The 24,320-nt window shown below is 44.6% G+C and carries 20 protein-coding genes; 9 read left to right on the forward strand and 11 right to left on the reverse strand.

Annotation, left to right across the window (positions count from 1 at the left end):
- Positions 1–90 precede the first annotated feature (90 nt).
- Positions 91–1,284, reverse strand: a complete 1,194-nt coding sequence (locus tag OH460_RS19200) for a benzoate/H(+) symporter BenE family transporter (RefSeq protein ID WP_105058372.1) — start codon at positions 1,282–1,284, stop codon at positions 91–93.
- 102 nt (positions 1,285–1,386) lie between these two features.
- Between OH460_RS19200 and OH460_RS19205 the strand changes: the two genes are divergently transcribed.
- A complete protein-coding gene (locus tag OH460_RS19205) occupies positions 1,387–1,947 on the forward strand; it encodes a helix-turn-helix domain-containing protein (protein WP_186171663.1) in 561 nt (186 codons plus the stop codon).
- 87 nt (positions 1,948–2,034) lie between these two features.
- The gene (locus OH460_RS19210; protein ID WP_269999184.1) at positions 2,035–2,874 is read left to right on the forward strand and encodes a patatin-like phospholipase family protein; all 840 of its coding nucleotides are present in this window, start codon (positions 2,035–2,037) and stop codon (positions 2,872–2,874) included.
- A 109-nt stretch (positions 2,875–2,983) separates the two neighbouring features.
- On the opposite strand, the gene OH460_RS19215 is transcribed toward OH460_RS19210, so the two are convergent.
- Both OH460_RS19215 and OH460_RS19220 read right to left on the reverse strand, forming a co-directional pair.
- Positions 2,984–4,177, reverse strand: coding sequence for an acetate/propionate family kinase (locus tag OH460_RS19215; RefSeq protein ID WP_269999185.1), 1,194 nt, complete (start codon positions 4,175–4,177; stop codon positions 2,984–2,986).
- A gap of 658 nt (positions 4,178–4,835) precedes the next feature.
- Positions 4,836–6,860, reverse strand: coding sequence for a DEAD/DEAH box helicase (locus OH460_RS19220; protein ID WP_105058376.1), 2,025 nt, complete (start codon positions 6,858–6,860; stop codon positions 4,836–4,838).
- 308 nt (positions 6,861–7,168) lie between these two features.
- Between OH460_RS19220 and rnb the strand changes: the two genes are divergently transcribed.
- The gene (gene rnb / locus OH460_RS19225) at positions 7,169–9,175 is read left to right on the forward strand and encodes an exoribonuclease II (RefSeq protein ID WP_269999186.1); all 2,007 of its coding nucleotides are present in this window, start codon (positions 7,169–7,171) and stop codon (positions 9,173–9,175) included.
- Between the two features lie 180 nt (positions 9,176–9,355).
- Positions 9,356–10,186, forward strand: a complete 831-nt coding sequence (locus tag OH460_RS19230) for a helix-turn-helix domain-containing protein (RefSeq protein WP_061032261.1) — start codon at positions 9,356–9,358, stop codon at positions 10,184–10,186.
- 97 nt (positions 10,187–10,283) lie between these two features.
- Here the strand turns inward: OH460_RS19230 and OH460_RS19235 are convergent, their stop codons facing one another.
- Positions 10,284–10,646, reverse strand: a complete 363-nt coding sequence (locus tag OH460_RS19235; protein ID WP_269999187.1) for a DUF3024 domain-containing protein — start codon at positions 10,644–10,646, stop codon at positions 10,284–10,286.
- A gap of 269 nt (positions 10,647–10,915) precedes the next feature.
- Between OH460_RS19235 and OH460_RS19240 the strand changes: the two genes are divergently transcribed.
- Complete coding sequence (locus OH460_RS19240) at positions 10,916–11,731, forward strand: phosphate ABC transporter substrate-binding protein (RefSeq protein ID WP_116871339.1); 816 nt, start codon at positions 10,916–10,918, stop codon at positions 11,729–11,731.
- Positions 11,732–11,822: 91 nt separating this feature from the next.
- On the opposite strand, the gene OH460_RS19245 is transcribed toward OH460_RS19240, so the two are convergent.
- From OH460_RS19245 to OH460_RS19255, 3 genes are all read right to left on the reverse strand, one after another.
- Positions 11,823–12,500, reverse strand: a complete 678-nt coding sequence (locus OH460_RS19245; protein WP_105058379.1) for a MaoC family dehydratase — start codon at positions 12,498–12,500, stop codon at positions 11,823–11,825.
- Between the two features lie 320 nt (positions 12,501–12,820).
- Complete coding sequence (locus OH460_RS19250) at positions 12,821–15,973, reverse strand: efflux RND transporter permease subunit (RefSeq protein ID WP_171730559.1); 3,153 nt, start codon at positions 15,971–15,973, stop codon at positions 12,821–12,823.
- 11 nt (positions 15,974–15,984) lie between these two features.
- Positions 15,985–17,124: an efflux RND transporter periplasmic adaptor subunit gene (locus OH460_RS19255; protein WP_061032256.1), complete on the reverse strand. Its 1,140-nt coding sequence runs from the start codon at positions 17,122–17,124 to the stop codon at positions 15,985–15,987.
- 259 nt (positions 17,125–17,383) lie between these two features.
- Between OH460_RS19255 and OH460_RS19260 the strand changes: the two genes are divergently transcribed.
- Entirely contained in the window at positions 17,384–17,827 is a 444-nt protein-coding gene (locus OH460_RS19260; RefSeq protein ID WP_004737813.1) for a dCMP deaminase family protein, read from the forward strand.
- An 86-nt stretch (positions 17,828–17,913) separates the two neighbouring features.
- Here the strand turns inward: OH460_RS19260 and OH460_RS19265 are convergent, their stop codons facing one another.
- The 3 genes from OH460_RS19265 to pepT form a co-directional block, all read right to left on the reverse strand.
- On the reverse strand, positions 17,914–18,756 hold the full coding sequence (locus OH460_RS19265; RefSeq protein ID WP_061032255.1) for a mechanosensitive ion channel family protein: 843 nt from the start codon (positions 18,754–18,756) through the stop codon (positions 17,914–17,916).
- 429 nt (positions 18,757–19,185) lie between these two features.
- Positions 19,186–19,653 carry a DM13 domain-containing protein gene (locus OH460_RS19270; protein WP_269999188.1) on the reverse strand — a complete coding sequence of 156 codons (468 nt, stop codon included), beginning with the start codon at positions 19,651–19,653 and terminating at the stop codon, positions 19,186–19,188.
- A 76-nt stretch (positions 19,654–19,729) separates the two neighbouring features.
- Complete coding sequence (gene pepT / locus OH460_RS19275) at positions 19,730–20,962, reverse strand: peptidase T (RefSeq protein WP_269999189.1); 1,233 nt, start codon at positions 20,960–20,962, stop codon at positions 19,730–19,732.
- Positions 20,963–21,316: 354 nt separating this feature from the next.
- Here pepT and OH460_RS19280 point away from each other — a divergent pair, with 354 nt between their 5' ends.
- The 3 genes from OH460_RS19280 to OH460_RS19290 all read left to right on the forward strand — a co-directional run bounded on the left by OH460_RS19280 (position 21,317) and on the right by OH460_RS19290 (position 23,775).
- A complete protein-coding gene (locus OH460_RS19280; protein WP_162884312.1) occupies positions 21,317–21,460 on the forward strand; it encodes a hypothetical protein in 144 nt (47 codons plus the stop codon).
- Positions 21,461–21,803: 343 nt separating this feature from the next.
- Positions 21,804–22,856, forward strand: coding sequence for an aldo/keto reductase (locus tag OH460_RS19285; RefSeq protein WP_061032252.1), 1,053 nt, complete (start codon positions 21,804–21,806; stop codon positions 22,854–22,856).
- Between the two features lie 184 nt (positions 22,857–23,040).
- A complete protein-coding gene (locus OH460_RS19290; protein ID WP_269999190.1) occupies positions 23,041–23,775 on the forward strand; it encodes an RNA methyltransferase in 735 nt (244 codons plus the stop codon).
- A 194-nt stretch (positions 23,776–23,969) separates the two neighbouring features.
- Here OH460_RS19290 and fdxA read toward each other — a convergent pair whose 3' ends face one another.
- Entirely contained in the window at positions 23,970–24,293 is a 324-nt protein-coding gene (fdxA, locus tag OH460_RS19295) for a ferredoxin FdxA (RefSeq protein WP_269999191.1), read from the reverse strand.
- Positions 24,294–24,320: the final 27 nt, after the last annotated feature.

Here is a 24,320-nt window from a genome sequence, read left to right on the forward strand (position 1 = left end):
ATCCAAAAACGAGCTGTCATCTAGGTAATACCTCGTAAACAAAAAGGCGCTAGTAAACCATCGCTCACTAGCGCCTTTCATCAAGCATCACTATGACTGAGCTTGTGAAGCTCTATTATCCCCATTCGTTCTGACTTTGTAATTGTGTAACCAGCAACAAAGTAAACCAATACAAAGCCCCCAGAACGCACTTCCGATACCCAATAAATTCGTACCAGAAGCTGTAAATAAGAACGTAAACAATGCTGGCTCTCTGTAGTGGTTGTCTGCCATGGAAACAGCTAAACAGTTCATCAATGTAGGCATCACCGCTAACCCCGCGACAGCGATGACTACCGCTGAAGGAACTGCGCTAAACAAGGACACAAATGACATCCCCATCACGCCAGCTAACAAATAAAACACGCCCATCGAGATTCCCGCCATATAACGCGTTTTGGGATCGTCATCGGCATTGGGGCCCATACAGATAGCTCCGGTGATTGCCGCAAGGTTATACGCAAAGCCTCCGAGCGGCGCTAATAGTAACCCTGTCACCCCCGTGGTAGTGATGATCTTCGATGAATCCACTTGGTACCCGTTTGCTTTTAGCACAGCAAACCCCGGTAAGTTCTGCGAAGCCATCGTCACGATGAACAGCGGAATACCAACACTAAGCAAAGAAAAGAATTCGAAATCAGGCATGATGAATACCGGTGTCGTTAAACCTAACGTGACTTGACTGACATCGAGCTTTCCAAAACCAACGCACATCACCAAAGCAATGACGAAAATACTTGGGATCAACAAGTTTCCTAACCTCGACTTAGCCAAGATAAACACAGCAAGCATCACCGCCACTATCTGAACTTCTTCCATTAACGATGTAAACAAGCCCAAACCGAACTGCAATAAAATCCCCGCAAGCATAGCCGATGCAATCGACGTGGGTATTTGTTTCAGTACTTTCTCAAATATCCCAGCCATGCCGACTAACGTGATCAACAACGAACTAAACAGGAATACAGCAACTGCCTGATTCATCGTCAGACCTTCAAGCGAAGTAATCAACAGTGCTGCTCCCGGTGTCGACCAAGCCGTCACAACCGGTTTTTTGTAGTAGAAAGAGAGCAATATCGTGGTTGCCCCCATACCAATTCCCAACGCCCAGAACCATGACGCAACCTGCTCTTGAGTTGCTCCGGCACTCATCGCAGCCTGGTAAATAATCGCTGCAGCACTTGCATACCCAATAAATACAGCAATAAAGCCCGTACTAACGTGGGAAAATTTTAGCTTAGTCATGTTATTTTGTTCCTATGTGCGTTATAACGTCCATAAGCTAAACCTAGCACTTGTGCGCTATAACGTACAAGCTATTTGTAGAAAAAATCTTGTAGAAAAAGTATGCAAACAGAAATTAAAGTCGGCACTAACTTAAAGCGCCTACGCCAAGAAAAGGGCTGGAGCCTAGATAAAGCAGCAAAAGCGACAGGCGTAAGTAAAGCTATGTTAGGTCAAATTGAACGTGGGGAGTCCAGCCCAACCGTCGCTAAGCTCTGGCAGATCGCATCTGGGTTTGAAGTGTCATTTTCCAGTTTCATCACAGAAAGTTCGAACAATGAGCTGACGAGTTTATTCAGAGATGCAAACGAACTAAGGCGTGAGGAGTATAACGTTGGCTTCTTCGTCAGTTTATTATTTCCTTTTGAGGAAGCATTAGGGTTTGAGATCTTCGAGCTAACCCTCGCCCCTGGCTATCAGCATGAATCCGACCCGCATAACTCTGGTGTCACTGAACATATATTATGTATTTCCGGAGAGATGGCCGTACTTTTTGATGGTGAATGGCAAACATTACAGGCAGGGCAAGCCGTTCGCTTTAACGCTAACCAGAAGCATGGCTACAAAAATATCGGTGAAGGTAATGCGGTGTTCCATAACGTAATCCACTACCCTGAAAAATAGAGGTCAACCTACACATCCGACCATTTATCTAGTATTAATAACAGTGAAAGGATATGCATCTATTAGAATTAGGGAGCCCATAATCAAATGACACTAGAATCAAAACATGCCCTAGTTGTGGAAGGTGGTGCAATGCGTGGCATCTTTGCCGCTGGGGTGTTAGACGGCTTTATCGACCACCAATACAACCCGTTTGATTTCTGCATCGGCGTCTCTGCGGGGTCAACCAATTTAGCCTCTTGGTTATCTAACCAACGCGGCCGAACCTATACCATTATTTCCGACTACTCATGTCAGCCTGAGTTTATTAACTTCAAAAAGTTTGCCAAAGGTGGACACTTACTTGACCTCGACTGGCTTTGGGATCATATCGCACTGCACTATCCATACGATATGGAAGCCTTCGATAAACAACCGCTCCCCTTTCAAGTCGTGACCACGGATGTTGAAACAGGTGAACCGCTCTACACGCAGGGTGAAAAAGATAACCTAGAAGAACTCCTCAAAGCTTCCTGCTCTGTTCCTATGGCCTACCGCACACCTCTGAGAGTAAACGGTCGAAAGATGATAGACGGTGGTGTGGTCGATTCCATTCCCGTGATTGAGGCTTATAAACAAGGGGCGAAACAGATCACGGTGATCCTCTCGCAAAAGCAGGGTTACAAAAAGCGCCCACCAAAAGCACCTTGGCTCTTACGTCGCCTAATGAAAGAGACACCTCAACTGGCTGAGGCCATGATCACGCGTGCAGAACAATACAATCAAACCTTAGAATTTATTGAGAACCCACCTCATGATTGCACGATTAAGGTTATCGTACCGGATGATGGCTTTGCTGTAGGACGGTTAACCACAGATAAAGACAAACTTGAAGCCGGTTACCAAATGGGGCTAAAGGCAGCAGAGCGATTCGTTACACAAACATAAAGCAGTTACTGAATGCTTAGTAGCTGGATTTAATCCCCCTGCTCTCTAGCTGTAAAACAAAAAAGCGAGCCACTTGGGCTCGCTTTTCAGTATTTAATTTTAAGCTAAATTACAGAAGTTCTACCGACTGCTGAGCAATCACAAACTCTTCATTAGTTGGGATAACCATTGCTACTGCATCTAGCATCTCAGACTTAGCGATGATGCCTTCAGCGCCAAAGCGAGCAGATTCGTTACCAACAACATCTTCAACAAAACCTAGGATCTTAAGGTTTTTAAGGATCTCACGACGGATTGGTAGAGAGTTCTCACCGATACCACCTGTGAAGATGATGCCGTCTAGAGAATCTAGTGTTGCAAGGTAAGAAGCAACGTATTTAGCTACACGGTATGTGAATACTTCGAAAGCCAGCTTAGCGCCTTCATGACCCTCTTCCATAGCTTCTAAAATGCCACGAGCATCGCTCGTAAGACCAGACACACCTAGGAAGCCGGACTCCTTGTTAAGAGAGTTGAAGACTTGCTCTTGTGACCAACCTTTCTTAAGAAGGTATTCAATGATACCTGGGTCTAAGTCACCACAACGTGTACCCATCATAAGGCCAGAAAGTGGTGTGAAGCCCATTGATGTATCAACACTGTTACCGTCTTTGATAGCACATACTGATGCGCCGTTACCTAAGTGAACAGAGATGAAACTAGATTCTTCAACAGGCTTGTTTAGCATCTTCGCAGCTTCACGGCTTACGAAGTAGTGGCTCGTACCGTGGAAGCCGTAACGACGTACACCAAAGTCTGTGTATAGCTCTTTAGCGATTGCACCTGTAAATGCGCGTTGTGGCATTGTTTGGTGGAAAGCTGTATCGAATACAGCAAACTGAGGCAAAGAAGGGAAAGCTTCAATCGCAGCGCGGATGCCGATAGCACCAGCTGGGTTATGAAGTGGAGCAAGATCAGATAGGCTTTCAATCTCGTTCGTTACTTCTTCAGTAATACGAACCGTTTGAGTGAACTTCTCACCACCGTGAACGATACGGTGACCGATAGCCACGATATCTGCCGTGAAACCAAGGTCTTCCATCAGGCCTACCAATTTGCCAATAGCAATCTTGTGGTGGCTACCTTCACCCTGAATAGCAATTTCAGTTTTCTCGCCTTGGTATTTCCAGCTCATACGAGCATCTTCAAGACCAAAACACTCCCCTAGGCCACTTAATACTGCTTCACCAGAAACAGAATCGATTACAGCAAATTTAAGGGATGAACTACCCGAGTTAATAACCAGAACAAACGAATTAGACATTGGATATGGATCCTGTTTCAGTACGAATTAGATGAAGCGTTTACTTCAATTTTAGTTAAGCCCATTATTCAATAATTTTTGAATCTTTCAACTTTTGTTTTGAAAAAATCACCAAATGAACACAATTAAGTTGATCTTAGTCATTAATTTATTTATTTCGAGAGCAAAATTAAAAAATAGTTGAATAAGAAAGTGAATAAACAAGTGACGCAAACGACTGCTAAAATTATTTTTAGCTAGATTTAGTCAATTTGGCGTGTTGTTCAAAACGTCACCGCTATTGAGTTGAACCAGCGAAATTCCGATACCTACCTCCACTAAACATGACCTCAGCCTTCCTCCTAATAAACCACCTCCCGGCAATTTAAACAGCTTTCACTCGTTTGGCCCCAGCTGTAGCACGTCATTTAAGTATAGCCTTACAACGCGATACAGGTACGTTCACGGCGCTAAAGAGAGTGCTTTACCCCCTTCGTAAAGAATCGGGGTCGTTCACTTTTAATGTTGGCCTAAAGGGATATCAATTTTGGCGTGAGATGGGGTTTTTAACTGCAAGCGATGCGGTCGGAAAGAGAAACGAGTGGGCACAAAAAAGCCGAGCATGATGCTCGGCTTTTAAATTCAGTGTCTAGACTAGAGCGTCTAAGCTAACGGTTGATTAACCTTCGTTGCGCTCTGGACGACGACCACGGTTACCGCCGTTGCCATGGCCACGTTCGCCACGGTAGTTGCCACGGTGATCGCCACCACGGTTACGGTCGAAACGACGCTCGCCATCACGGCCGCCTTCACGGTTGCCATCGCGGTTACCGTCACGGTTGCCACGGTATCCACCGCGACCGCCTTCACGATTACCATCGCGGTTGCCATCACGGTTTCCGCGGTAACCACCACGACCACCATCACGACCGCCACGGCCACCGTTACCACGACGTGGTTCACGGAAATCGTTGAAGTCTACAACAACAGCACCAGCTTCTTTTTGACGGATGCGTAGCTTGCTTAGTTTACCAGCAGTTTCAGAGTTCATTGCTTTTGGCAGTTGAACGTAAGTTGAACCTTGGTCAAGTTTGATAGCACCGATAGAACCTTTAGTTAGGCCAAGTTCGTTTGCAAGTGCGCCAACGATATCTTTAACCTGAACACCTTGCTCACGGCCAACTTGTAGTTGGTAAGTATCCCAGTCTTGAGTATTGAAGTCACGGCCACCGTTATCACGGTTTTCACGACGCTCTTTACGACGGTTCTTGTCACGCTCGATAGCAGCGATCATTGGGTCTTCACCAATGTAGAACAGTGGGCTCTTACCTTGCTGACGTTTAAGAAGCATTGCAGCTAGAGTAGCAGCATCAACGTCTAGAGATTCTTGCAGGGTAGTAATAAGACCTGCGAAGTTTTCTAGAGCTTTGCTTTCTTTCTCTGTTTCAAGCTCAGCGCCTAGCTTAGCAACACGTGCTGCAGCAACTTGGTCACGTAGAGGAAGTTGGATTTCTTCCATTGTAGACTTAGTTACGCGCTCGATAGTGCGAAGCATACGAATTTGGTTTGTGCGAACTAGAAGGATCGCTTTACCTTTACGTCCAGCACGGCCAGTACGACCAATACGGTGGATGTAAGATTCAACATCGAATGGGATGTCGTAGTTAAATACGTGAGTGATACGTGGAACATCAAGACCACGAGCTACAACGTCAGTTGCAACTAGGATATCGATAACACCTTGTTTGATGTGATCAACAGTACGCTCACGTAGAGACTGAGGAATATCACCGTGCAGTGCAGCAGCTTTGAAGCCACGTGCAGATAGCCAATCAGCTAGACGCTCAGTGTCTTGACGAGTACGTACGAATACGATTGACGCGTCAGTTTCTTCAGTTTCTAGAAGACGAGACATTGCTTCATCTTTTTCTACGCCTTTAACAACCCAGAAGTTCTGCGCTACTTTGTCAACTGTGTGGTTAGTACCAGCAACGTCAACTTTTGCAGGGTTACGTAGGTAACGGTCAACAATAGTCTTAACCATTGGAGGCATAGTTGCAGAGAAAAGTACACGTTGTGCAGTTTCTGGAGCTTGCTCAAGAATCCAAGTAACGTCATCTACGAAGCCCATTTTTAGCATTTCATCTGCTTCATCAAGAACAAATGTGTGTGCTTCATCTAGGTGTAGACGGTCACGAGTTAGTAAGTCTTTAACACGACCTGGAGTACCAACAACAATGTGAGCACCACGGCTTAGAGCACGCATTTGGTCAACAATTGAAGCACCACCGTAGATTTCAATAACTTTAAGACCTTTGATGTCACGGCCAAGGTTTTTGATTTCCGCAGCAACTTGGATCGCTAGCTCACGAGTAGGAGCCATGATGATTGCTTGTGGTTTGTGTTGGTTTAGGTTGATTTTGTTTAGTAAAGGCAGAGAGAATGCTGCTGTTTTACCAGTACCAGTCTGTGCTTTACCTAGTGCGTCACGGCCTTCAAGAAGAAGAGGAATAGCTGCTGCTTGGATTGGAGTCGGAGAAACGAAACCCATGCTATCAAGAGCTGAAAGGATGTTTTCGTTTAGGGCTAATTCATTAAATTGAATTACAGATTCGGACATTGGGATCCCACTATATATAAGTAAACAAAAGGTCCCGGGAGCTCTACCATTTCCAATACTGATCCAATCAGATACTGATTCCATTCAGAGTTACGAAGCAGTAATAAAACACTTCAAGCCATTAGGGACGTCTAAGGGAGGCGGATTATTCCTTAAATGCATAAAAAAAGCCAGAAAAAATTGAATTACATCACATATTTTTCGGTTTTCTTTCAATACTGGCTATCATATCGTCAAAACTTGATGAATATCTCGTCATAGCCGTTTACATCAATTGAATTGAACCTAGTAAATAAGATGGTAATTAATTTGCTCTCCTTTCGGCTTTAAGTAGTAATCAGGCTTCGCAATGATTATAGTGTGCTCAATTGTTCTCGTAAGATAAAAGTAAGATGTTTCAAGATAACCCTCTACTCGCTCAGCTTAAGCAACAAATCCAAGAAACCCTCCCGAAAAAGGAAGGCACAATCAAAGCCACTGAAAAAGGGTTTGGTTTTCTAGAAGTAGATAGCAAGACTAGCTACTTTATCCCGCCACCGTATATGAAGAAGTGCATTCATGGTGACAAAGTAGTCGCTATCATCCGTACTGAAAAAGAACGTGAAGTAGCTGAGCCAGAAGAGCTAGTGGAACAAGGTCTTACTCGATTCATCGCACGAGTAAAACTATTTAAAGGTCGCCTGAACGTTGTTCCTGATCACCCACAACTGAAAAAGCTGCAACTTAAAGCTAAAGCTCAGAAAGGTCTGAACCCTGAAACGCTAAAAGAAGGTGACTGGGTTGTTGCACATATCATTCAGCATCCTCTAAAAGGTGATAATGGCTTCTTGGCGCAAATCTCAGAAAAGATCACTGACGCTGACGACAAGATCGCTCCTTGGTGGGTAACTCTCGCACAAAATGACCTTCCAAACAGCGAACCTGAAGGTATCGACAACTGGCAGATCAATGATGATGCGGATCTTGAACGTGTAGACATGACTCACGTTCCTTTTGTGACTATCGATGGCGAAAGCACAAAAGATATGGACGATGCACTTTACGCGAAGAAGAAAGAGAACGGTGATTTTGAACTGACTATCGCGATTGCTGATCCTACCGCTTACATCTCTCCTGATGACGCAATGGACAAAGTGGCACGTGAACGCGGCTTCACGATTTACTTGCCTGGTCGTAACATCCCAATGTTACCTCGTGACCTTGCAGACAACCTATGTTCGCTTATCGAGAACGAAGTTCGCCCTGCCCTATGCTGCACAGTAACCGTGTCTAAAGATGGCGTTATTGGCGATGACATCAACTTCTTCGCGGCGAACATAAAATCTCACGCTCGTCTTGCTTACGACAACGTATCAGACTGGCTAGAAACCGGTGCATCAGAGAAGTGGCAACCATCTGAAGAAATCGCAGCGATTGTTTCTGACCTACACGAATTTGCACAAGCACGTTCAGCATGGCGCTCAGCAAACGCAGTGGTATTCCCAGATCGCCCTGATTACCGTTTTGAACTGAGCGAAGATAACGATGTTGTTGCGATTCATGCAGACATGCGTCGTAGCGCAAACAAGCTAGTTGAAGAATCAATGATCAGCGCAAACATCTGTGCGGGTCGAGTACTGAAAGAGAGCTTCAACCAAGGTGTGTTTAACTGCCACTCTGGTTTCAAAGCCGAGAAAGTTGCAGACGTTCTTGAACTGGTTAATCCACAAGCAGAAACACCGTTCACAGAAGAGCAAATTATTTCTCTTGAAGGCTTTGCTGCACTGCGCCGCTGGTTAGGCTCTTTAGATAATAACTACTACGATAACCGTATCCGCAAGTTCCAAGCGTACAGTGAAATCAGCAATGAGCCTGCACCACACTACGCGATGGGTTTAGACATTTACGCGACTTGGACTTCTCCAATTCGTAAATACGGCGACATGATTAACCATCGTATGCTTAAGGCACATATCCTTGGCAAAGCACCAATTCAAACACCAGATGAGACTATCGGTGATGAACTTGCACTACACCGCCGCCATCACGGTATGGCTGAGCGTAATGTTGGTGATTGGTTGTATGCTCGCACGCTAGCTAACGCACCAGCAGAAGAAACACGCTTCCAAGCAGAGATCTTCGACATTAACCGAGCAGGTATGCGTGTTCGCTTGCTAGAGAATGGTGCCGCTGCATTTATCCCTGGTTCTCTCATTCTTGATAATAAAGAAAGAATCGAGTGCAACAGTGATATGGGTACTGTATCTATCGATAAAGAAATGGTATACAAACTGGGAGACGTTTTAGAAGTAGTTCTCTCTGAAGTTAATCAGGAAAACCGTAACTTAGTAGCAAAACCTACTCAAGTATTTGCGGACTTGCCTAGCGAGCCTGAAACAACAAACGAAACCGAAGCTTAATAGCTTTAACGGTTACAGCTTTTAAGGTTACGGCTTTCAAGGTCAAAGCTTTCAAGGTCATAAGCTTCAAAGGTTCACTTCTAAAGGCGCTAATTATTAGCGCCTTTTTTGTAAATGTCTCATGCTTAAACAATACTAAAATTAATAAGCAACTCGTTTACAACGTCAAAGAAGCACATTATGTCATCAATAACAGTTACTCAATTCAGAAACTTCATCCCCAGGAAACGAGAACGGTACCCCGCCTCTAAAAATGGTATTTTCATCGTTTCAAAAGGCAGTATCTCTTTCGTGCTCCCCGATGGCACCGAAGCCTCATTGCAGGCAGGCGATTTCACACTTTATAACTCAGGCCAAATCAAAGACATCACAGTAGATACAGAAAACGGCGAATTCAGCGCAACCTGCTTAGATTTTGATTTAGATATTTTCCAGAAGTTCATCAACCAGTTCAGTGACCTAGAATCCACTCGAGTCCCCAACCAGTACATCAAATTCAACCAAACCGATACTGAGATCTGCGAGCTGAAAGATCTCATCATGTCTTTAGCTCATTCTTCAGCTAAAAATGACTACGCACTCACTCAATTAGGGTTAGGTTTGCTTTCACTGATGGTCGAACAATACCCTGCCCTGCTGGTTATCATCGCACGAGCATCAAGGTTAACGGTGACGCAAAAAGTCATTCACTACATTGAACAGAATATTGAAAATAATATCTCTTTAGACACGCTAGCCAGCTACATGGGAATGTCGCCAGCCACACTGAAACGTCGTTTATCGGCTGAGGATCTTTCATTTTCAAACTTATTAAAGATTAAACGTATTGCCCATGCCGCAACGCAACTTAGAACGTCGACTAAATCCATTACTCAAATCGCTTACGAGTCTGGCTTTAAGAGCGCTGCGCACTTCAGCACAGCCTTTAAAACGTATCATGGGAAGACACCGAAAGATTTCCGTTCTCTCATCGCACAATCTCAATTACAAAGCATGAAACCACAAGTGTAAGACACGGCCTGCCACCCAGAACAAACTATTTGCTTGATTGAGAATGAACAGAAGGCGTAGCTCTAGTGCCACGCCACCAGCGAGTTAAAACAGACCTTTATGACCAAAAATACGATTTAGGGTCTTTTTCTATTTCAGACAACACAGCATCAAGGTCTTTGGATTGAGGAAGGTACGGATAAGGCCCCCAAGCGATGATATCGGTTGTTTCATCACTCTCTAATGGCACAGTAACCAACCAGCAAGCAGAATGCTCATCAAACGTCACGCAGGCAATGTCGTTTGTGTAATCACAATGAGATGAGTCGAGCAGATAATGAGCCTGTGAGAACATCACGCCGCCTTTACACTCTTCATATAACGATTTACCGAGTTCGACAGGTAAACTGCTATTACGGGAAGTACAGAGCTTTTCAGCCCCAACGAGAAGGCGATTAAGTTCGATATGAATGACGGACATAACACTCCTTGTAACTTCATAGGCATTCTCTAAGTAGGAACCCCTTTAATTAGCTTAGGACTCAACCAACATTTTAGCGAACGTCCTCATACAAAATCACAATCACGCTCCCATTAAAGGATTTTGTGTGAATAAACTTACCATTGTTATTGCTGAATTACGCGTTCATTGACTCATTCACCACCATACAAAGAGCGTATGGAATTTCACAAAAGTGTCATATAACCGACCTATCATATGCGACAAATGTTATTAACTAGGAGTTGTTTATGTTACGAGTCGCGCTTGCCTCTCTTTTATCCTTAGCCCTGTCTTCTCAAGCTGCTTTTGCACAAGAAACCAATATTTCGGGCTCCACTTCTGTTTCTCGAGTGATGGACGTATTAGCTGAGGAGTACAACAAGACTCACCCTGATAACTACATTGCCGTTCAGGGCATCGGCTCGACAGCAGGTATTACCATGGTTAATAAAGGTGTGGCTGATATCGGCATGAGCTCACGCTACTTAACTGACCAAGAACAGAGTGACAAACTCAAGGTATTCCCTATTGCCTTTGATGGTCTAGCTGTTGTAACTAACCGCTCAAACAGCGTGAGTAACGTTTCTCGCGAGCAACTGTTTGATATCTACAAAGGTAAAATCACCAATTGGAAAGAAGTGGGTGGTGCGGATCAACCTATCGCGGTTGTGACTCGTGAAGCGTCTTCAGGTTCACGCTACAGCTTCGAAAGCTTGCTTGGTTTAACAAAGATCATTAACGACCGTTTAGTGTCTGACATCAACCCAAATAACTTAGTTGTTAACAGCAACAGCATGGTGAAAACGATCGTAAACCACAACCCACACGCTATCGGCTTTATCTCTGTTGGTTCAATCGACCGCTCTATCAAGGCCATCACTTTTGAAGGTGTAGAGCCGACATCTAAAAACATCGCAAACCACAGCTATGAACTGGCTCGCCCATTCTTGTTGCTGCACAAGACGGATTCAGTTTCTGAAGAGAGCAAAGACTTCATCAAGTTCGTGAAATCTAAACAAGGCCAAGACCTGATTGAAGAGTACGGCTACACTCGCATCAAATAAGTGAGTAAGTTTTTTCTTATGAAAACAAAAAGAGAGAGCATCACGCTCTCTCTTTTTTTGAATCTTTATAAATCGCTTACTTTCAAAGCACTTAGAAGTGAAGTTGAATCACTGAAACGATAACAGCGCCAGGGCGACGAACACCTTCGATTTCTACACGAATCTCGCGCTCAATCTCTAGTCCTTTCTTAATAGGCGTTACTTTAGTCAACGTACTTTTTGCACGAACGTTGCTGCCCGATTTAACAGGGTATGGAAAACGAACCTGGTTAAGGCCAATGTTCACAACCATCTTCGCTGTTGGGAATTGAGATTTGTCAGGATCAACGCTATCGGTTAGACGCGGAAGCAAAGACAAAGTTAAGAAACCGTGTGCGATGGTCGTTTTGAACGGAGAATCAGTTTCTGCTTTCTCTGGCTCAGTATGGATCCACTGCATATCTTCAGTCACAAGACCAAATTGGTTGATGCGATCTTGGCTTACATTGATCCAATCGCCAGTATGAATAACTTCACCAATCTTCTCGTTTAGCTCATCAAACACAAGTTGTGCTTCTGGCTTTAGTACGATTGGTTGCTCTACTGGCACATCTTCGTTTACCGCAGGTTTGTGGTGATCACGAACCCATGCAAAGAAGTGACTATTTTGTGTGCGGTTCAGAAAGTCGCCCCAGTACTCTCTAAGAGCTGGAGACATCCATTGCATAAACTCTGAGTGTTGCGATGACAAGCTGTCGCCTCGGTGTTTAAATAAATCAATGACCTTCATAAGAACCTCAATGCACAAAAAATTTCAATATAACTTCGTAATTTTGAAACAGTTCACACTATTGTGCAAATAGTTTCGAGCATACAAGCGTTAGCTGAACACCTGTATTTCATTATTAAACAGCAACTTACCAATAAAACATCATTTTATTAGAAAACACAAAATAGAGTGTTAGCTCTATCACATAATAAAGATTTGATTATATAAAAAGCATTTTTATTACTCTGACATATAAAAAAAGGCTTAGCACACTGCTAAGCCTCAGTTTTTACAAGGATTAAGTTTTTACAAAGAATCCGCTTTATGAAGAGTGACCTCTTCTACTCATCATCAAGTGGCACTAATTTAGTATTACCACCGTGTGCTTTTTCACGTTTACGCTGCACAAATGCATAGAAGCCTGGGATTAGGAAAGTACCTGCTAGTAATACACATAACAGACCACCAATCAGTGAAATACCAAGAGAGTTCTGGCTCACGTGACCAGCACCCGCCGCAAAGATAAGCGGGAATATACCCAAGATAAACGACCAAGAGGTCATGTTTACAGCACGGAAACGCAATGTACCGCCCTTCACGGCTGCATCTTCAATTGGTACATCTTTCTCTTCACGCTCAACTTTCGCGAATTCCACAATCAAAATTGCGTTCTTCGCGGCCAAGGCTATCAAGAGAACCAAACCAATCTGCGCGTAAAGGTTCAACGGTGTGCCTGTTAGGTTCAACGCCAAGAAAGAACCTAAGGTTGCCACGGGTACAACTAAGATAATCGCAATAGGTATTGTCCAGCTCTCGTATTGAGCCACCATGAACAAGTAGATGAAGATCAGCGCCAATGCGAACGCGAAGATCGCTTGGTTGCCTGCTAGTACTTCTTGGTAAGCCATACCAGTCCATTCGTACTGGTAACCTTGTGGCAGAACCTCTGCCGCTACACGTTCCATCGCCGCGATCGCATCACCACTTGAGTAACCCGGTGCTGGCTGGCCTTGGATTACTGCACTGCGGTACATGTTGTAACGCCATGCTACATCGGGTTCAAAGATCTGATCGTAAGTCACAAGCGTACTTAGCGGGATCATCTCACCAGCAGAAGAGCGTACGTGGAATCGTTGTAGGTCATCCATGCTGCTACGGTGGTCACTGTCTGCTTGCATGGTTACACGGAAGTTCTTACCAAACATGGTGAAGTCGTTCACGTACAACGAGCCAAGGTTACCTTGTAGCGTTTGGAAGATTTCCGACAACGGAATACCTAGCTGCTGCGCTTTCTCACGGTCAATATCGACATAGTAGTGAGGCACGTTGGCGCGGAAAGTACTGAATGTATGTGAAATCTCAGGCTGCTTGGTCGCCTCAGTAATCACGTCATTCATCACCATCGCTAGGTCAGTACGGCTACGGCCTAAAGTGTCTTCAAGGACAAATTCAAAACCAGACGCTGCACCCATACCTGGTACCGCTGGCGGTCCCATTGCAAATACAATCGCCTGAGGCAGTTCAGTCGCAGCGCGTCCATTAATACGCTGTGAGATAGCTTGTGCTGAATGTTGACCATCCAGTGCGTTACGCATGTCCCAATCGTGAAGTTTGATGAACATCGACGCACCATTCGACGCAGAAGCGCCTGTCATGAATGCGTAGCCGTTAACCAGTGTCACACCATCGACACCCGGCTCTTGCTCAACCATCTCTAGTAATTGCTTGGTTACATCTTCAGTACGAGACAGGGATGCCGCATCTGGAAGTTGAACATTAACCAGCAGAATACCTTTATCTTCTTGAGGTACGAACGCTGTAGACGTTGTCTTCGCAAAGTAAGTCACAGCCGCCAAAGCCACGATGAAGAAAGTGAATAGCAGCACGCCTTTCTTAACTAAGAAACCTGCCACTTGACCGTATTTGTTGGTAACGGATTCTAGGCCACGGTTAAAGGCTTGGTACCAACGAGCAGTGTTACCACCACCCTGTTTAAGAACCAATGAACACAGTGCTGGTGACAGCGTTAATGCGTTGATCGAAGAGATAACAACCGCGATACAGATAGTCAGCGCGAACTGACGGTACATGATGCCAGTAATACCCGGAAGCATTGCAACTGGGATGAATACCGCGAGTAGCACCAAGGTTGAAGTAATAATTGGGCCCGTCACTTCTTTCATCGCGATCAGCGTAGCTTTACGCGGTGAAATCGTTGGGTCTTTAGCCATGGTGGTGTCGACGTTTTCAATAACCAATATCGCATCATCTACTACGATACCAATTGCCAAGATCAAACCAAACAGAGTTACCGTGTTGATGGTAAAGCCCGTCATCTGCATGATGGCAAATGTACCAATCAAAGATACAGGAATCGCAACAACAGGAATCAAGGTTGCACGAGCACTACCCAAGAACAGGTAAGTAACTGCGATAACAAGCAAAATAGCTTCGATCAGCGTTTTTACTACCCCTTTGATCGACTCAGCAACGAAGACTGTCGTGTCGTAACTCGCTTCATAAGCAACACCTTCAGGAAAGTTTTTGCTTAGGTTGTCGAGCATCGCCATTACGGCTTTACCACTTTCCAACGCGTTAGCGTCTGACTGAAGTGACAGCGTTACGATCGACGCATCTTGACCACGGTATTTACCATTACCGTCGTAGAACTTTTTACCAAGCTCAACACGTGCAATGTCTTTTAAGTAAACCGTTGAACCATCTTGAGTGGCACGAAGTACAACGTTCTCAAACTCATCCGCCGTTTCCAGTCGGCCTTTTGTTACCAAGTTGAATTGTACTTCTTGTGCGTTGTTATAAGGTGCAGCACCAATACGACCAGCAGCAACTTGAACGTTCTGTTCCGCCAAAGCACGGTTCACGTCAGAAGTGGTGATATTGAGGTTAGCCATTTTCTCAGGATCTAACCAGACACGCATCGCGTATTCACCACCACCTAGCACGTTAACTTCACTGATGCCCTTCACACGAGCCAGTTGGTCTTTAATGTTTAGGTTAACGTAGTTGATCAGGAATTGATCGTCGTACTCACCATTTGGAGAATAGAAGTTCAATACCATCAAAAGGTCTGGTGAACGCTTTTTAACAGTGACACCCACCATTCGAACTTCTTGTGGAAGCTTCGATTCGATTTGAGCAACTCGGTTCTGAACGTTGACCTGAGCCATATCTGGGTCAGTACCAACATCAAAAGTCACGTTAAGGTTGTATGAACCATCGTTAGCACTCTTTGAAGACATGTAGATCATATCTTCAACACCGTTCACCGACGTTTCTATGGGGTCGGCTATCGCCTGTTCCACTACTTCTGCACTTGCACCTGTGTAAAAAGCAGACACACTTACCGAAGGTGGGCTAATTTTTGGGTATTCCGCCACAGGCAAGATAGCGAGAGAGATCGCACCTGCCAGCGTCAATATTATGGATATAACAAGGGCAAACTTAGGCCTTTGAATAAAGAAACGACTTAACATATCTACGCCCCTTACTCTGCTTGCTCAGTCGCAGAAGGTTGAATGCGAACAGACATACCGTTACGAACACGCTGAAGGCCTTGAGTAATAACGGCATCGTCTTTCTCTAGACCAGAGTGGACAATCACACCCCCTTCAACCTGTCGACCCATCTCAATGTTTCTACGCTCAGCGACAGGAGCTGCTTCACCTTCAACTAGCACCATAACAAAGTCGCCTTCAAGGTCGGTTTGAACCGCGCGGCGAGGAATGGTTACAACATCAATAGATTGCTTCTCACGCAGCTCAACACGAACGTGCTGACCAGGAAGAAGTTGCTGGTCTGGGTTATCGGCAATCGCACGCATCGCGATCGTACCAGTGTTTAGGTTGATACGGTTGCCCAAGAAATCGAGCTGACCTAGGTGTTCGAATGCTTCGCCATTTTCAAGCATGATTTGCACCTCAACACGATCAGAATCGCTGCTGCCGTCACCTTCAATACGGTCCATACCTAACTCAATACGCTCACGCTCACTGATACTGAACGATGCATGGATTGGGTCTAAGCTAACTAAAGTCGTTAATACGCCAGAAGATGGAGAAACCAGATCACCCGTGCTCACTTTGGTATCGCTAATACGTCCAGAGAAAGGCGCAACAATCTTAGTATGAGAAAGCTGAACGTTAGCGGCATTTAGCTGAGCTTGACCAGCTTCAAGCTGTGCTTGAGAACCTAATAGGTTTGCCGTCAATGCATCGAATTCCGATTGAGAAATACTGCCTTTAGGAAGTAGGTTCTTACCACGGTTGAAATCTAGTTCAGCCTTTTTAAGATTGGCGTTAGCTTGAGCAACGGCCGCTTTAGCACTTGCCACTTCAGCTTCAAATGATGAAGGCTCAATCGAATAAAGCAGCTGCCCTTTTTCGACCATTTGCCCTTCATTGAAATGACGGCTTTGAAGATAGCCAGAAACCTGCGCAGTAATTGCCGTGTCTTCAACCGCTTCAATACGGCCGATGTACGACTTACTTTGCTGATGAGAAATAACGCTAACATCCTGTACAGCTACGAGAGGTAATGGCGCTTGCTTGGCATTCTGGGCATCTTGCCCACATCCAGCAAGAATAAGAGAGCTTGCAAGAGCCGTAAGGATTAACTTTTTACGCATGGTTATACCGTCACTTATGAGAAATTAAACAGCATAAAAGTTACGTAACACAATTGCTTCAAATGTCCGAGGAATATCAATTATAACTCGCAAAAGTGTTTCAACTTGTAAATTGAAATTGGATATATATCAACCCTTTACAAACCATCAACAATTCATGATCAAATATACGTTTGTTACTTCCCCTCTCTGTATATATTGTCTAACATAATATGGTTTCAATAATAAAAACTCATACTTCCTTGTTAAGGTAATTCGAATGATTTCAAAATGGGCAAAACGTTTCTATCAAATGGCGGAATTAGTCGGTTCCTGGAGTAAAGATCCGTCCACTCAAGTTGGTGCAGTTATCACCAAACACAACCGTATTGTTTCAGTTGGCTTTAATGGCTACCCTCATGGCGTATCGGATAGTGCTGACACTGATGATCGTGAGATGAAATACCTAAAAACGCTTCACGCAGAAGAGAACGCAATCTTGTTTGCTAAGCGTGATTTAGACAGCTGTGAAATCTGGGTGACTCACTTCCCTTGTCCAAACTGTGCAGCAAAGATCATTCAAACAGGTATTTCTGCGGTTCACTGCCCAGAGCAAAGTGAAGACTTCCTTTCTCGCTGGGGAGACAAAATCAAAGTGAGCCAAGATATGTTTGAACAAGCAGGCGTACAAGTCGATTGGTTACCACTGGCTGACCTAGATTAAACGAACAGATAGTTAGAACAAAAAAGCCGAGAGTCGATATTATCGCTCTCGGCTTTCTTTTGTTTGGGGCTCAGCGGACTGCTGGATTAAGCACTGATAGGAAATGCTTCAGCGTATGCTTCCATGAAATCTTTACGAATCTCTTGCTCTAGATGAACCGCCTTCTCGGTTGGACAGAAAATCATAAAATGGACTTCTTGCTCACCGGTTGAACTGCTTGTGATGTGGATATGCGGCTCAGAGCCAGGAAGGTCGACACCAGCGTGTTTTTCGATAACGCCGTTATAACGACGAGCAACATCGATAAACTCTTCACAATGCTCTTCAATTTTGACAATAAGACCCGGCACCATTGGGTACAGGTTCACGAAGTCTTTCACCGTCACCGTAAAGCTATGGTAAACGTAACGCTTCATGAAGTTGAGGTTCTTGACAGGGTAAGTAAAGAACATGCTGTTAGGCAGCGTGGCCGTCTTGCCAGTGAAGTGGTATTGCCCATGATACAAGTCGATTTCTTGAATCACAGTCGCCATCAAGTTGTGTTCAATCACCTCACCACTGATTTTACCCACTTCAATCCAATCACCAATTCTAAATGAGCGTGAGCTAGCACGTTGAATAGAGCCAGTGAAACACAAGATGATCTCTTTTGACGCCACCACTATCGCAACGGCAATTGCTGTTACTGAGAGAGCAAACTCACTGATTTCAGATTTCCAGAGAAGAAAAAGCGTTATAACAATAATCGCAAAGGTGCCGTTTTTAGTACGGGACATCCAATTACGTTGGTCTTCGCTAAGGAAAGCAACATCACCCCTAATTTGAGATAAGGTGATTCGGCGGATGATTAAAATAAGACTGATAATCAGCGCACTAAAAATAAACTTATGAGCGAGTAGGAAATCTATTACTTGCCACACTTTTTCCATTACTTAATCCTTAGCATTACAACATTTAGCTTTACAACGGTTAGCTTTACAAGAAAGCCGCTAATATCAGTGCTATGAAAAAGCGCTCAACTCCAGAGCGCTCGTGTTCATTCTGATATTAACTATTAAGGCGTGTTGACCTTTCGCGGTTAAATTTCGTTCGGATGGGGACGCCTAGTCAAAAGCGTTTTAATCGCGGCGAGGGAGATGTAGCATAATCATTCTAATCAAATATCCCTCAACAAAGAGTAAAACGCTTTTTGCGGGGGCGCCCAGCTCGAACCCTTCGGGCAGCGTTTGCTGGTCATTTCTACTACGTTATCGGCTTCTCATGTAGGCTAGCTACACATCGACGCCTCTGCCTTGTATAAATACCCAGCAACTCGCTGCGAAAATCAACTCGAAAGAGCAACACGCCCTAGAAGGCTATCATTTTATCTTGGCAGAAGTAATAAATTGGCCAAAAGTTTCACACCAAATCACAACGGTATTAAACCGACTAAGATCAGTACCTTCCGGTAGTTCAACCATAAACCGGTCAAATGTTTTGACATCTCCGACTCTGAGTAACTCGCTCTTACTGTCATTAAAGGCTTGCTCGGTTTCAATGAACTTAGGAGATAGATAGACCTTGTAGTCCGGCCCAGGAGCAAGTTCGCCTTCAAACGCAATCGCGCTTTCTGAGACCGACACGACCCCCTCGCCCCAGTGCAAGAAATCGCTATCTTGGCGGTCTTTAGTGAACTCACCAGTATAAATCGCCTGCTGGCTGATCGCTTGAACTGAGCTCGAAGATGGAGAATCAGGCTCAATTAAGATGGGTAATGCGTAAACACCAAGCCCAAAACCAACAGCACCCACGGCTAAGTGGGTGCAAAGTAAAACTAACTTTTTCATCGCGTACTCCCTTATGCTTAAAGAGAGTATTATTGAATACTCTCAAAAATACAAAGAGATATCGCACTGAAGGCCGCTATTTTTGGTAGTGAACGGCTGTGCGTTGTGACAGTTCAACAATCACTTTCACCGCCTGTTCCATGCCTTGAATGGTAATGAACTCGTGAATACCGTGGAAGTTGTAACCGCCAGTAAAGATATTCGGGCATGGTAAGCCCATGAATGACAAGCGAGCACCATCTGTACCACCTCGGATCGGTTTGATCATCGGCTCCACATCGCATTCGATCATCGCTTGTTTAGCCAACTCAATAATGTGCTGATGAGGTTCAACCATCTCTTTCATGTTGAAATAGCTATCGGTTAGCACCAGTTCAACACGGCCTTTCTCAAGACGCTCATTTAGCTCATCCACTTTTTGTTGCATGAATGCCTTACGCGCTTCTACGCCTTCGCGCTCAAAGTCGCGAATGATGTAGCCAAGCTCAGAGCGAGCGACACCCATTTCAGCTGACTTCAAGTGGTAGAAACCTTCATAGCCTTCAGTGCATTCTGGCGTTTCTTGTGATGGCATCATCAATTGGAACTGCGCAGCGATGTTCATCGAGTTCACCATCTTACCTTTCGCAGTACCAGGGTGAACGTTCACACCGTGACAGATAACATCAGCACTCGTGGCATTGAAGTTCTCAAACTCCAACTCACCAACGGGGCCGCCATCAATGGTGTACGCCCATTCGGCACCAAACTTTTCAACATCAAACAAATCCGCACCACGACCAATCTCTTCGTCTGGCGTGAAAGCAATGCAAATATCACCGTGTTTAATTTGAGGATTTGCTTTTAGGTAAGCGATAGCACTGATGATTTCAGCGATACCTGCTTTATTGTCAGCACCAAGCAGAGTAGTACCATCGGTTGTAATAAGGTCATGACCATGAAGAGCATCAAGATCTGGGTATTGGCTTGGATTTAAGCTCTGACCACTTGTGCCTAATTCTATCGTTCCGCCTTGGTAATCTCTAATCACCTGCGGTTTCACGTTCGCACCTGATGCGTCAGGAGCGGTATCCATGTGCGCGACAAACCCAATCGCAGGTACTGGATAATCGACGTTCGACGGCAGTTTCGCCATCAAATAGCCATTTTGATCTAAAGAGACATCAACTAGCTCTAATGCGATCAATTCTGATTTTAAGACTTCTGCAAAGGTGATTTGACCCGCTGAACTTGGGCACTGTGGGTTAGAAGGGTCGGATTTAGTATCGAAAGTAACGTAATTCAGAAAACGTTCTACAAGCTTTTCCATAATTCATCTCACCATGGATTAAGTAATTGATTTACTGACTTAATAGTTAGGGCGCATTGATAAGTAATTTGTTATTAGAAAAATACGTACGCAGAGTCAGTAGCGAGGTTTTTCATCTTACGCCCCTGACCATCTATGTATTTGCTCTAAATCATTATTGTGTGAAATTAGAGAGGCTTCCTATACTTGAAAACAGAGGGTTTCGTCAGTTCCAATATTGCATACGGATGATAAGCGGTCGCTTTGTACGCATTCTACGCCCTTCGCTCTCAGCCTAAAAAAAGTACAAAGTGGATGATGATCACAGTTTATCCTTGATGCAGAATCTGTCATACGTTACACGGAGATATAGTTATGACGATTAATAAATATTTCATTTTCTATCCTCAAGCCTCTGAGGAAACACTTCAGCCAGTATTAACTGAGAAAGAAGTTCAAAGGCAGGAAGCTCTAAAGCAGGCGCAGACCCAAGGTGGGTTCGATACAAACGCAGCCTAGTAACTGAATGGATCTCTAGTACCATTAAGACCCCTATAAAAACGCTCTACTCACTATCCGGTAGAGCTTTTTTATTTCTAATGCAGTACTCATTACTCGGCGTTCGAATGCGCTAAAACTGTCGTTACATTACCTTTTCCACTAATCCCTTCTTGCATACCATTTTCACAACTAATGCTTGCTGCTCACAGCGCTGAGAAATGACTCATTAAAGTACCTCAAGCCATACCTTGTCTTACCATTTTGTGCTAATAATTCATATTCGTTTTCATTCCTCACTCGCCCTCTTTTCAAAACTATAATGCGAGTACCAGAGAACCCAACAACAGGAATCCTGAATTCAATGGAATATTCAAAGTTAGGAAGTAGTCAAATTCCCGTTTCCCGAATCTGTCTTGGTAGCATGACTTGGGGGCTGCAAAATACTCAACAACAAGCTGACCAACAAATCGAATACGCATTAAGCCAAGGTATTAACTTTATTGATACGGCAGAAATGTACGCAGTGCCGCCTTCTCCTGATACCTATGGCAAAACCGAGGCGATTATCGGTGACTGGTTATCACGCAATCCAAAGCGTCGCCAAGAGTTGATCATTGCCAGTAAGATTGCCGGCCCTGGCTTACCTTGGGTCCGTAACGGTGGCCCTATCACAGGTGAAGCGGTGATCGCCGCAGTTGATGCATCACTAAAGCGTTTGCAAACAGACTACATCGATCTGTACCAACTTCATTGGCCAAATCGCACCACCCCTCACTTCGGTAAACATTTCCCTAATCAGATTCGTTTTAGCGACATCGACCGACAACAGCATGAAGCTGAAATGTTGGAGATCTTACAAGCTCTGGCAAGCTGTATTAAAGCCGGCAAAATCCGCCACGTTGGTCTATCCGATGACAGCACTTGGGGCATTAACACTTACCTTAAGTTAGCCGAGAAGCATGATTTGCCGCGTATGGTCTCTATCCAAAATGAATTCAGCCTGCTACACACGAAAGACTGGCCATATTTGATTGAAAACTGCGTGCATGAAGACGTCGCTTACTTACCGTGGTCACCTTTGGCGGCCGGTATGCTTAGTGGCAAATACATTGATGGCGCAAGGCCGGAAGGCAGTCGTTGGACTTACATGCAGCGCAAAGGCATTTTCCGTGATACTGAATTGGCTAATGAAGCAGTTAAAGGCTACGTAGAAGTGGCAAACGCTCATGGATTCACGCCGAGTCAGCTCGCCTTAGCATGGTGTAACCAAGTAGATGGCGTTACCTCAACCATTATTGGTGCAACCACCATGGAACAGCTCAAAGAGAACATAGCAGCGTTCAGCAAGCCGCTTTCTGAAGAGATTCTGACTGATATCAACACCGTCTTTAAGCGCTATCCTGTACCGTATTAAGCAGTAAGCTAAGCTTATCAGGTTCTGTTGAGCTTAAGTTGATCCTATAAGAGCGCACTATTTAGTGCGCTTTTGTTTTTTCAGTGGGTCGCTTTTGCTTTTATATGGATCGCATTAGCTTATCGCACTTTTTGTTATCTAACCTTTGCTCTATAATGCGCGGGCTTATATCTAGGATAAAAACATGATTTCAAAAAACCAATTAAAACTCCTTCGTGCTTTGGGCCAAAAGAAACAACGTAAAGCCCACGGCCTGTTTCTAGTTCAAGGTGAAAAGAACGTTCTTGAGCTATTCAATAGTGACTTAGTCGTGAAGAACGTCTTTGCTACTGCTGATTTCTTATCTGAAAATCACGCATCACTGATTGAGTTTGATTGTGTTGAAGCCTCGCTAGACGATCTAACCAAAGCGAGTACTTTGGTCAGTAACAATGCGGCAATTGCCGTGGTTGAGATTCCAAAGGTTAAATTACCGGAAGCGACAGGTTTGATGATCGCGCTTGATGGTGTATCTGACCCGGGCAACCTAGGTACGATCATTCGCGTAGCAGACTGGTATGGCATTAAGCATATCGTTGCGAGCAGCGATTGCGCTGACCCATACAATCCTAAAACGATCAGTGCGACCATGGGTAGCTTTGGCCGAGTACACGTAAGCCAAACAGACTTACCGGCTTACTTAGAGCAAGCTAACCTGCCAGTTTACGGGGCGTTTTTAGAAGGCGAGAGCGTTCACAAGACTGACTTCACTGCAAATGGCATTTTGCTGATGGGCAGCGAATCTCACGGTATCCGTGAACATGCGGCTAAGTTCGTGACAGACAAAATCACCATTCCAGCATTCGGTGGCGCTGAATCTCTGAACGTAGCAATGGCGACAGGTATTATTCTCGACAACATGCGTCGTCAGCATAGCTAATCGATTCAAGAGAAACAGCTAGCCAGAATTAGCGGATACAAAGAGCAAGATTCCCTATCTTGCTCGTCCCTCACAGTAGGGAATGACGTAAAAAAGAGAATCGAAGTAAAGTTTACTTCAGCCGTCATCCTCAAGAAGGAGGGACGACTGAGTTGGGGATCTTTTTTGGGGAAGGTTTATTTCAAGTAACAGAATTACTTTTCTAGCATTGCCAATTTATCAGCGACACCATTCCACTTTTCAGCGTCATCCATTGCTGGTTTTACTTCCGTTTGCACAGGCCAAATCTCAGCAAGTTCTGCGTTCACTTCAATGAAAATCTTTTGATCTTCAGGCAGTTCATCTTCTTGGAAGATCGCTTGAGCATCACATTCAGGCACACATAAACCACAATCGATACATTCGAACGGGTTAATTACCATGAAATTTGGGCCTTCATGGAACGCATCTGCGGGACACACTGCCACACAGTCTGTGTATTTACATTGAATACAATTATCGCCTACGACAAATGCCATGATGCTCTGCTCTATAAGTTAGTCAAA

Source organism: Vibrio sp. Makdt (genome assembly GCF_027587015.1).
Lineage (GTDB): Bacteria > Pseudomonadota > Gammaproteobacteria > Enterobacterales > Vibrionaceae > Vibrio > Vibrio chagasii_B.

Excerpts from the sequence above, each read along its gene's own strand:
- OH460_RS19200 (WP_105058372.1), bottom strand. The coding sequence starts at position 1,284 with ATGACTAAGCTAAAATTTTCCCACGTTAGTACGGGCTTTATTGCTGTA.
- OH460_RS19205 (WP_186171663.1), top strand. The coding sequence starts at position 1,387 with ATGCAAACAGAAATTAAAGTCGGCACTAACTTAAAGCGCCTACGCCAA.
- OH460_RS19210 (WP_269999184.1), top strand. The coding sequence starts at position 2,035 with ATGACACTAGAATCAAAACATGCCCTAGTTGTGGAAGGTGGTGCAATG.
- OH460_RS19215 (WP_269999185.1), bottom strand. The coding sequence starts at position 4,177 with ATGTCTAATTCGTTTGTTCTGGTTATTAACTCGGGTAGTTCATCCCTT.
- OH460_RS19220 (WP_105058376.1), bottom strand. The coding sequence starts at position 6,860 with ATGGAATCAGTATCTGATTGGATCAGTATTGGAAATGGTAGAGCTCCC.
- rnb (WP_269999186.1), top strand. The coding sequence starts at position 7,169 with ATGTTTCAAGATAACCCTCTACTCGCTCAGCTTAAGCAACAAATCCAA.
- OH460_RS19230 (WP_061032261.1), top strand. The coding sequence starts at position 9,356 with ATGTCATCAATAACAGTTACTCAATTCAGAAACTTCATCCCCAGGAAA.
- OH460_RS19235 (WP_269999187.1), bottom strand. The coding sequence starts at position 10,646 with ATGTCCGTCATTCATATCGAACTTAATCGCCTTCTCGTTGGGGCTGAA.
- OH460_RS19240 (WP_116871339.1), top strand. The coding sequence starts at position 10,916 with ATGTTACGAGTCGCGCTTGCCTCTCTTTTATCCTTAGCCCTGTCTTCT.
- OH460_RS19245 (WP_105058379.1), bottom strand. The coding sequence starts at position 12,500 with ATGAAGGTCATTGATTTATTTAAACACCGAGGCGACAGCTTGTCATCG.
- OH460_RS19250 (WP_171730559.1), bottom strand. The coding sequence starts at position 15,973 with ATGTTAAGTCGTTTCTTTATTCAAAGGCCTAAGTTTGCCCTTGTTATA.
- OH460_RS19255 (WP_061032256.1), bottom strand. The coding sequence starts at position 17,124 with ATGCGTAAAAAGTTAATCCTTACGGCTCTTGCAAGCTCTCTTATTCTT.
- OH460_RS19260 (WP_004737813.1), top strand. The coding sequence starts at position 17,384 with ATGATTTCAAAATGGGCAAAACGTTTCTATCAAATGGCGGAATTAGTC.
- OH460_RS19265 (WP_061032255.1), bottom strand. The coding sequence starts at position 18,756 with ATGGAAAAAGTGTGGCAAGTAATAGATTTCCTACTCGCTCATAAGTTT.
- OH460_RS19270 (WP_269999188.1), bottom strand. The coding sequence starts at position 19,653 with ATGAAAAAGTTAGTTTTACTTTGCACCCACTTAGCCGTGGGTGCTGTT.
- pepT (WP_269999189.1), bottom strand. The coding sequence starts at position 20,962 with ATGGAAAAGCTTGTAGAACGTTTTCTGAATTACGTTACTTTCGATACT.
- OH460_RS19280 (WP_162884312.1), top strand. The coding sequence starts at position 21,317 with ATGACGATTAATAAATATTTCATTTTCTATCCTCAAGCCTCTGAGGAA.
- OH460_RS19285 (WP_061032252.1), top strand. The coding sequence starts at position 21,804 with ATGGAATATTCAAAGTTAGGAAGTAGTCAAATTCCCGTTTCCCGAATC.
- OH460_RS19290 (WP_269999190.1), top strand. The coding sequence starts at position 23,041 with ATGATTTCAAAAAACCAATTAAAACTCCTTCGTGCTTTGGGCCAAAAG.
- fdxA (WP_269999191.1), bottom strand. The coding sequence starts at position 24,293 with ATGGCATTTGTCGTAGGCGATAATTGTATTCAATGTAAATACACAGAC.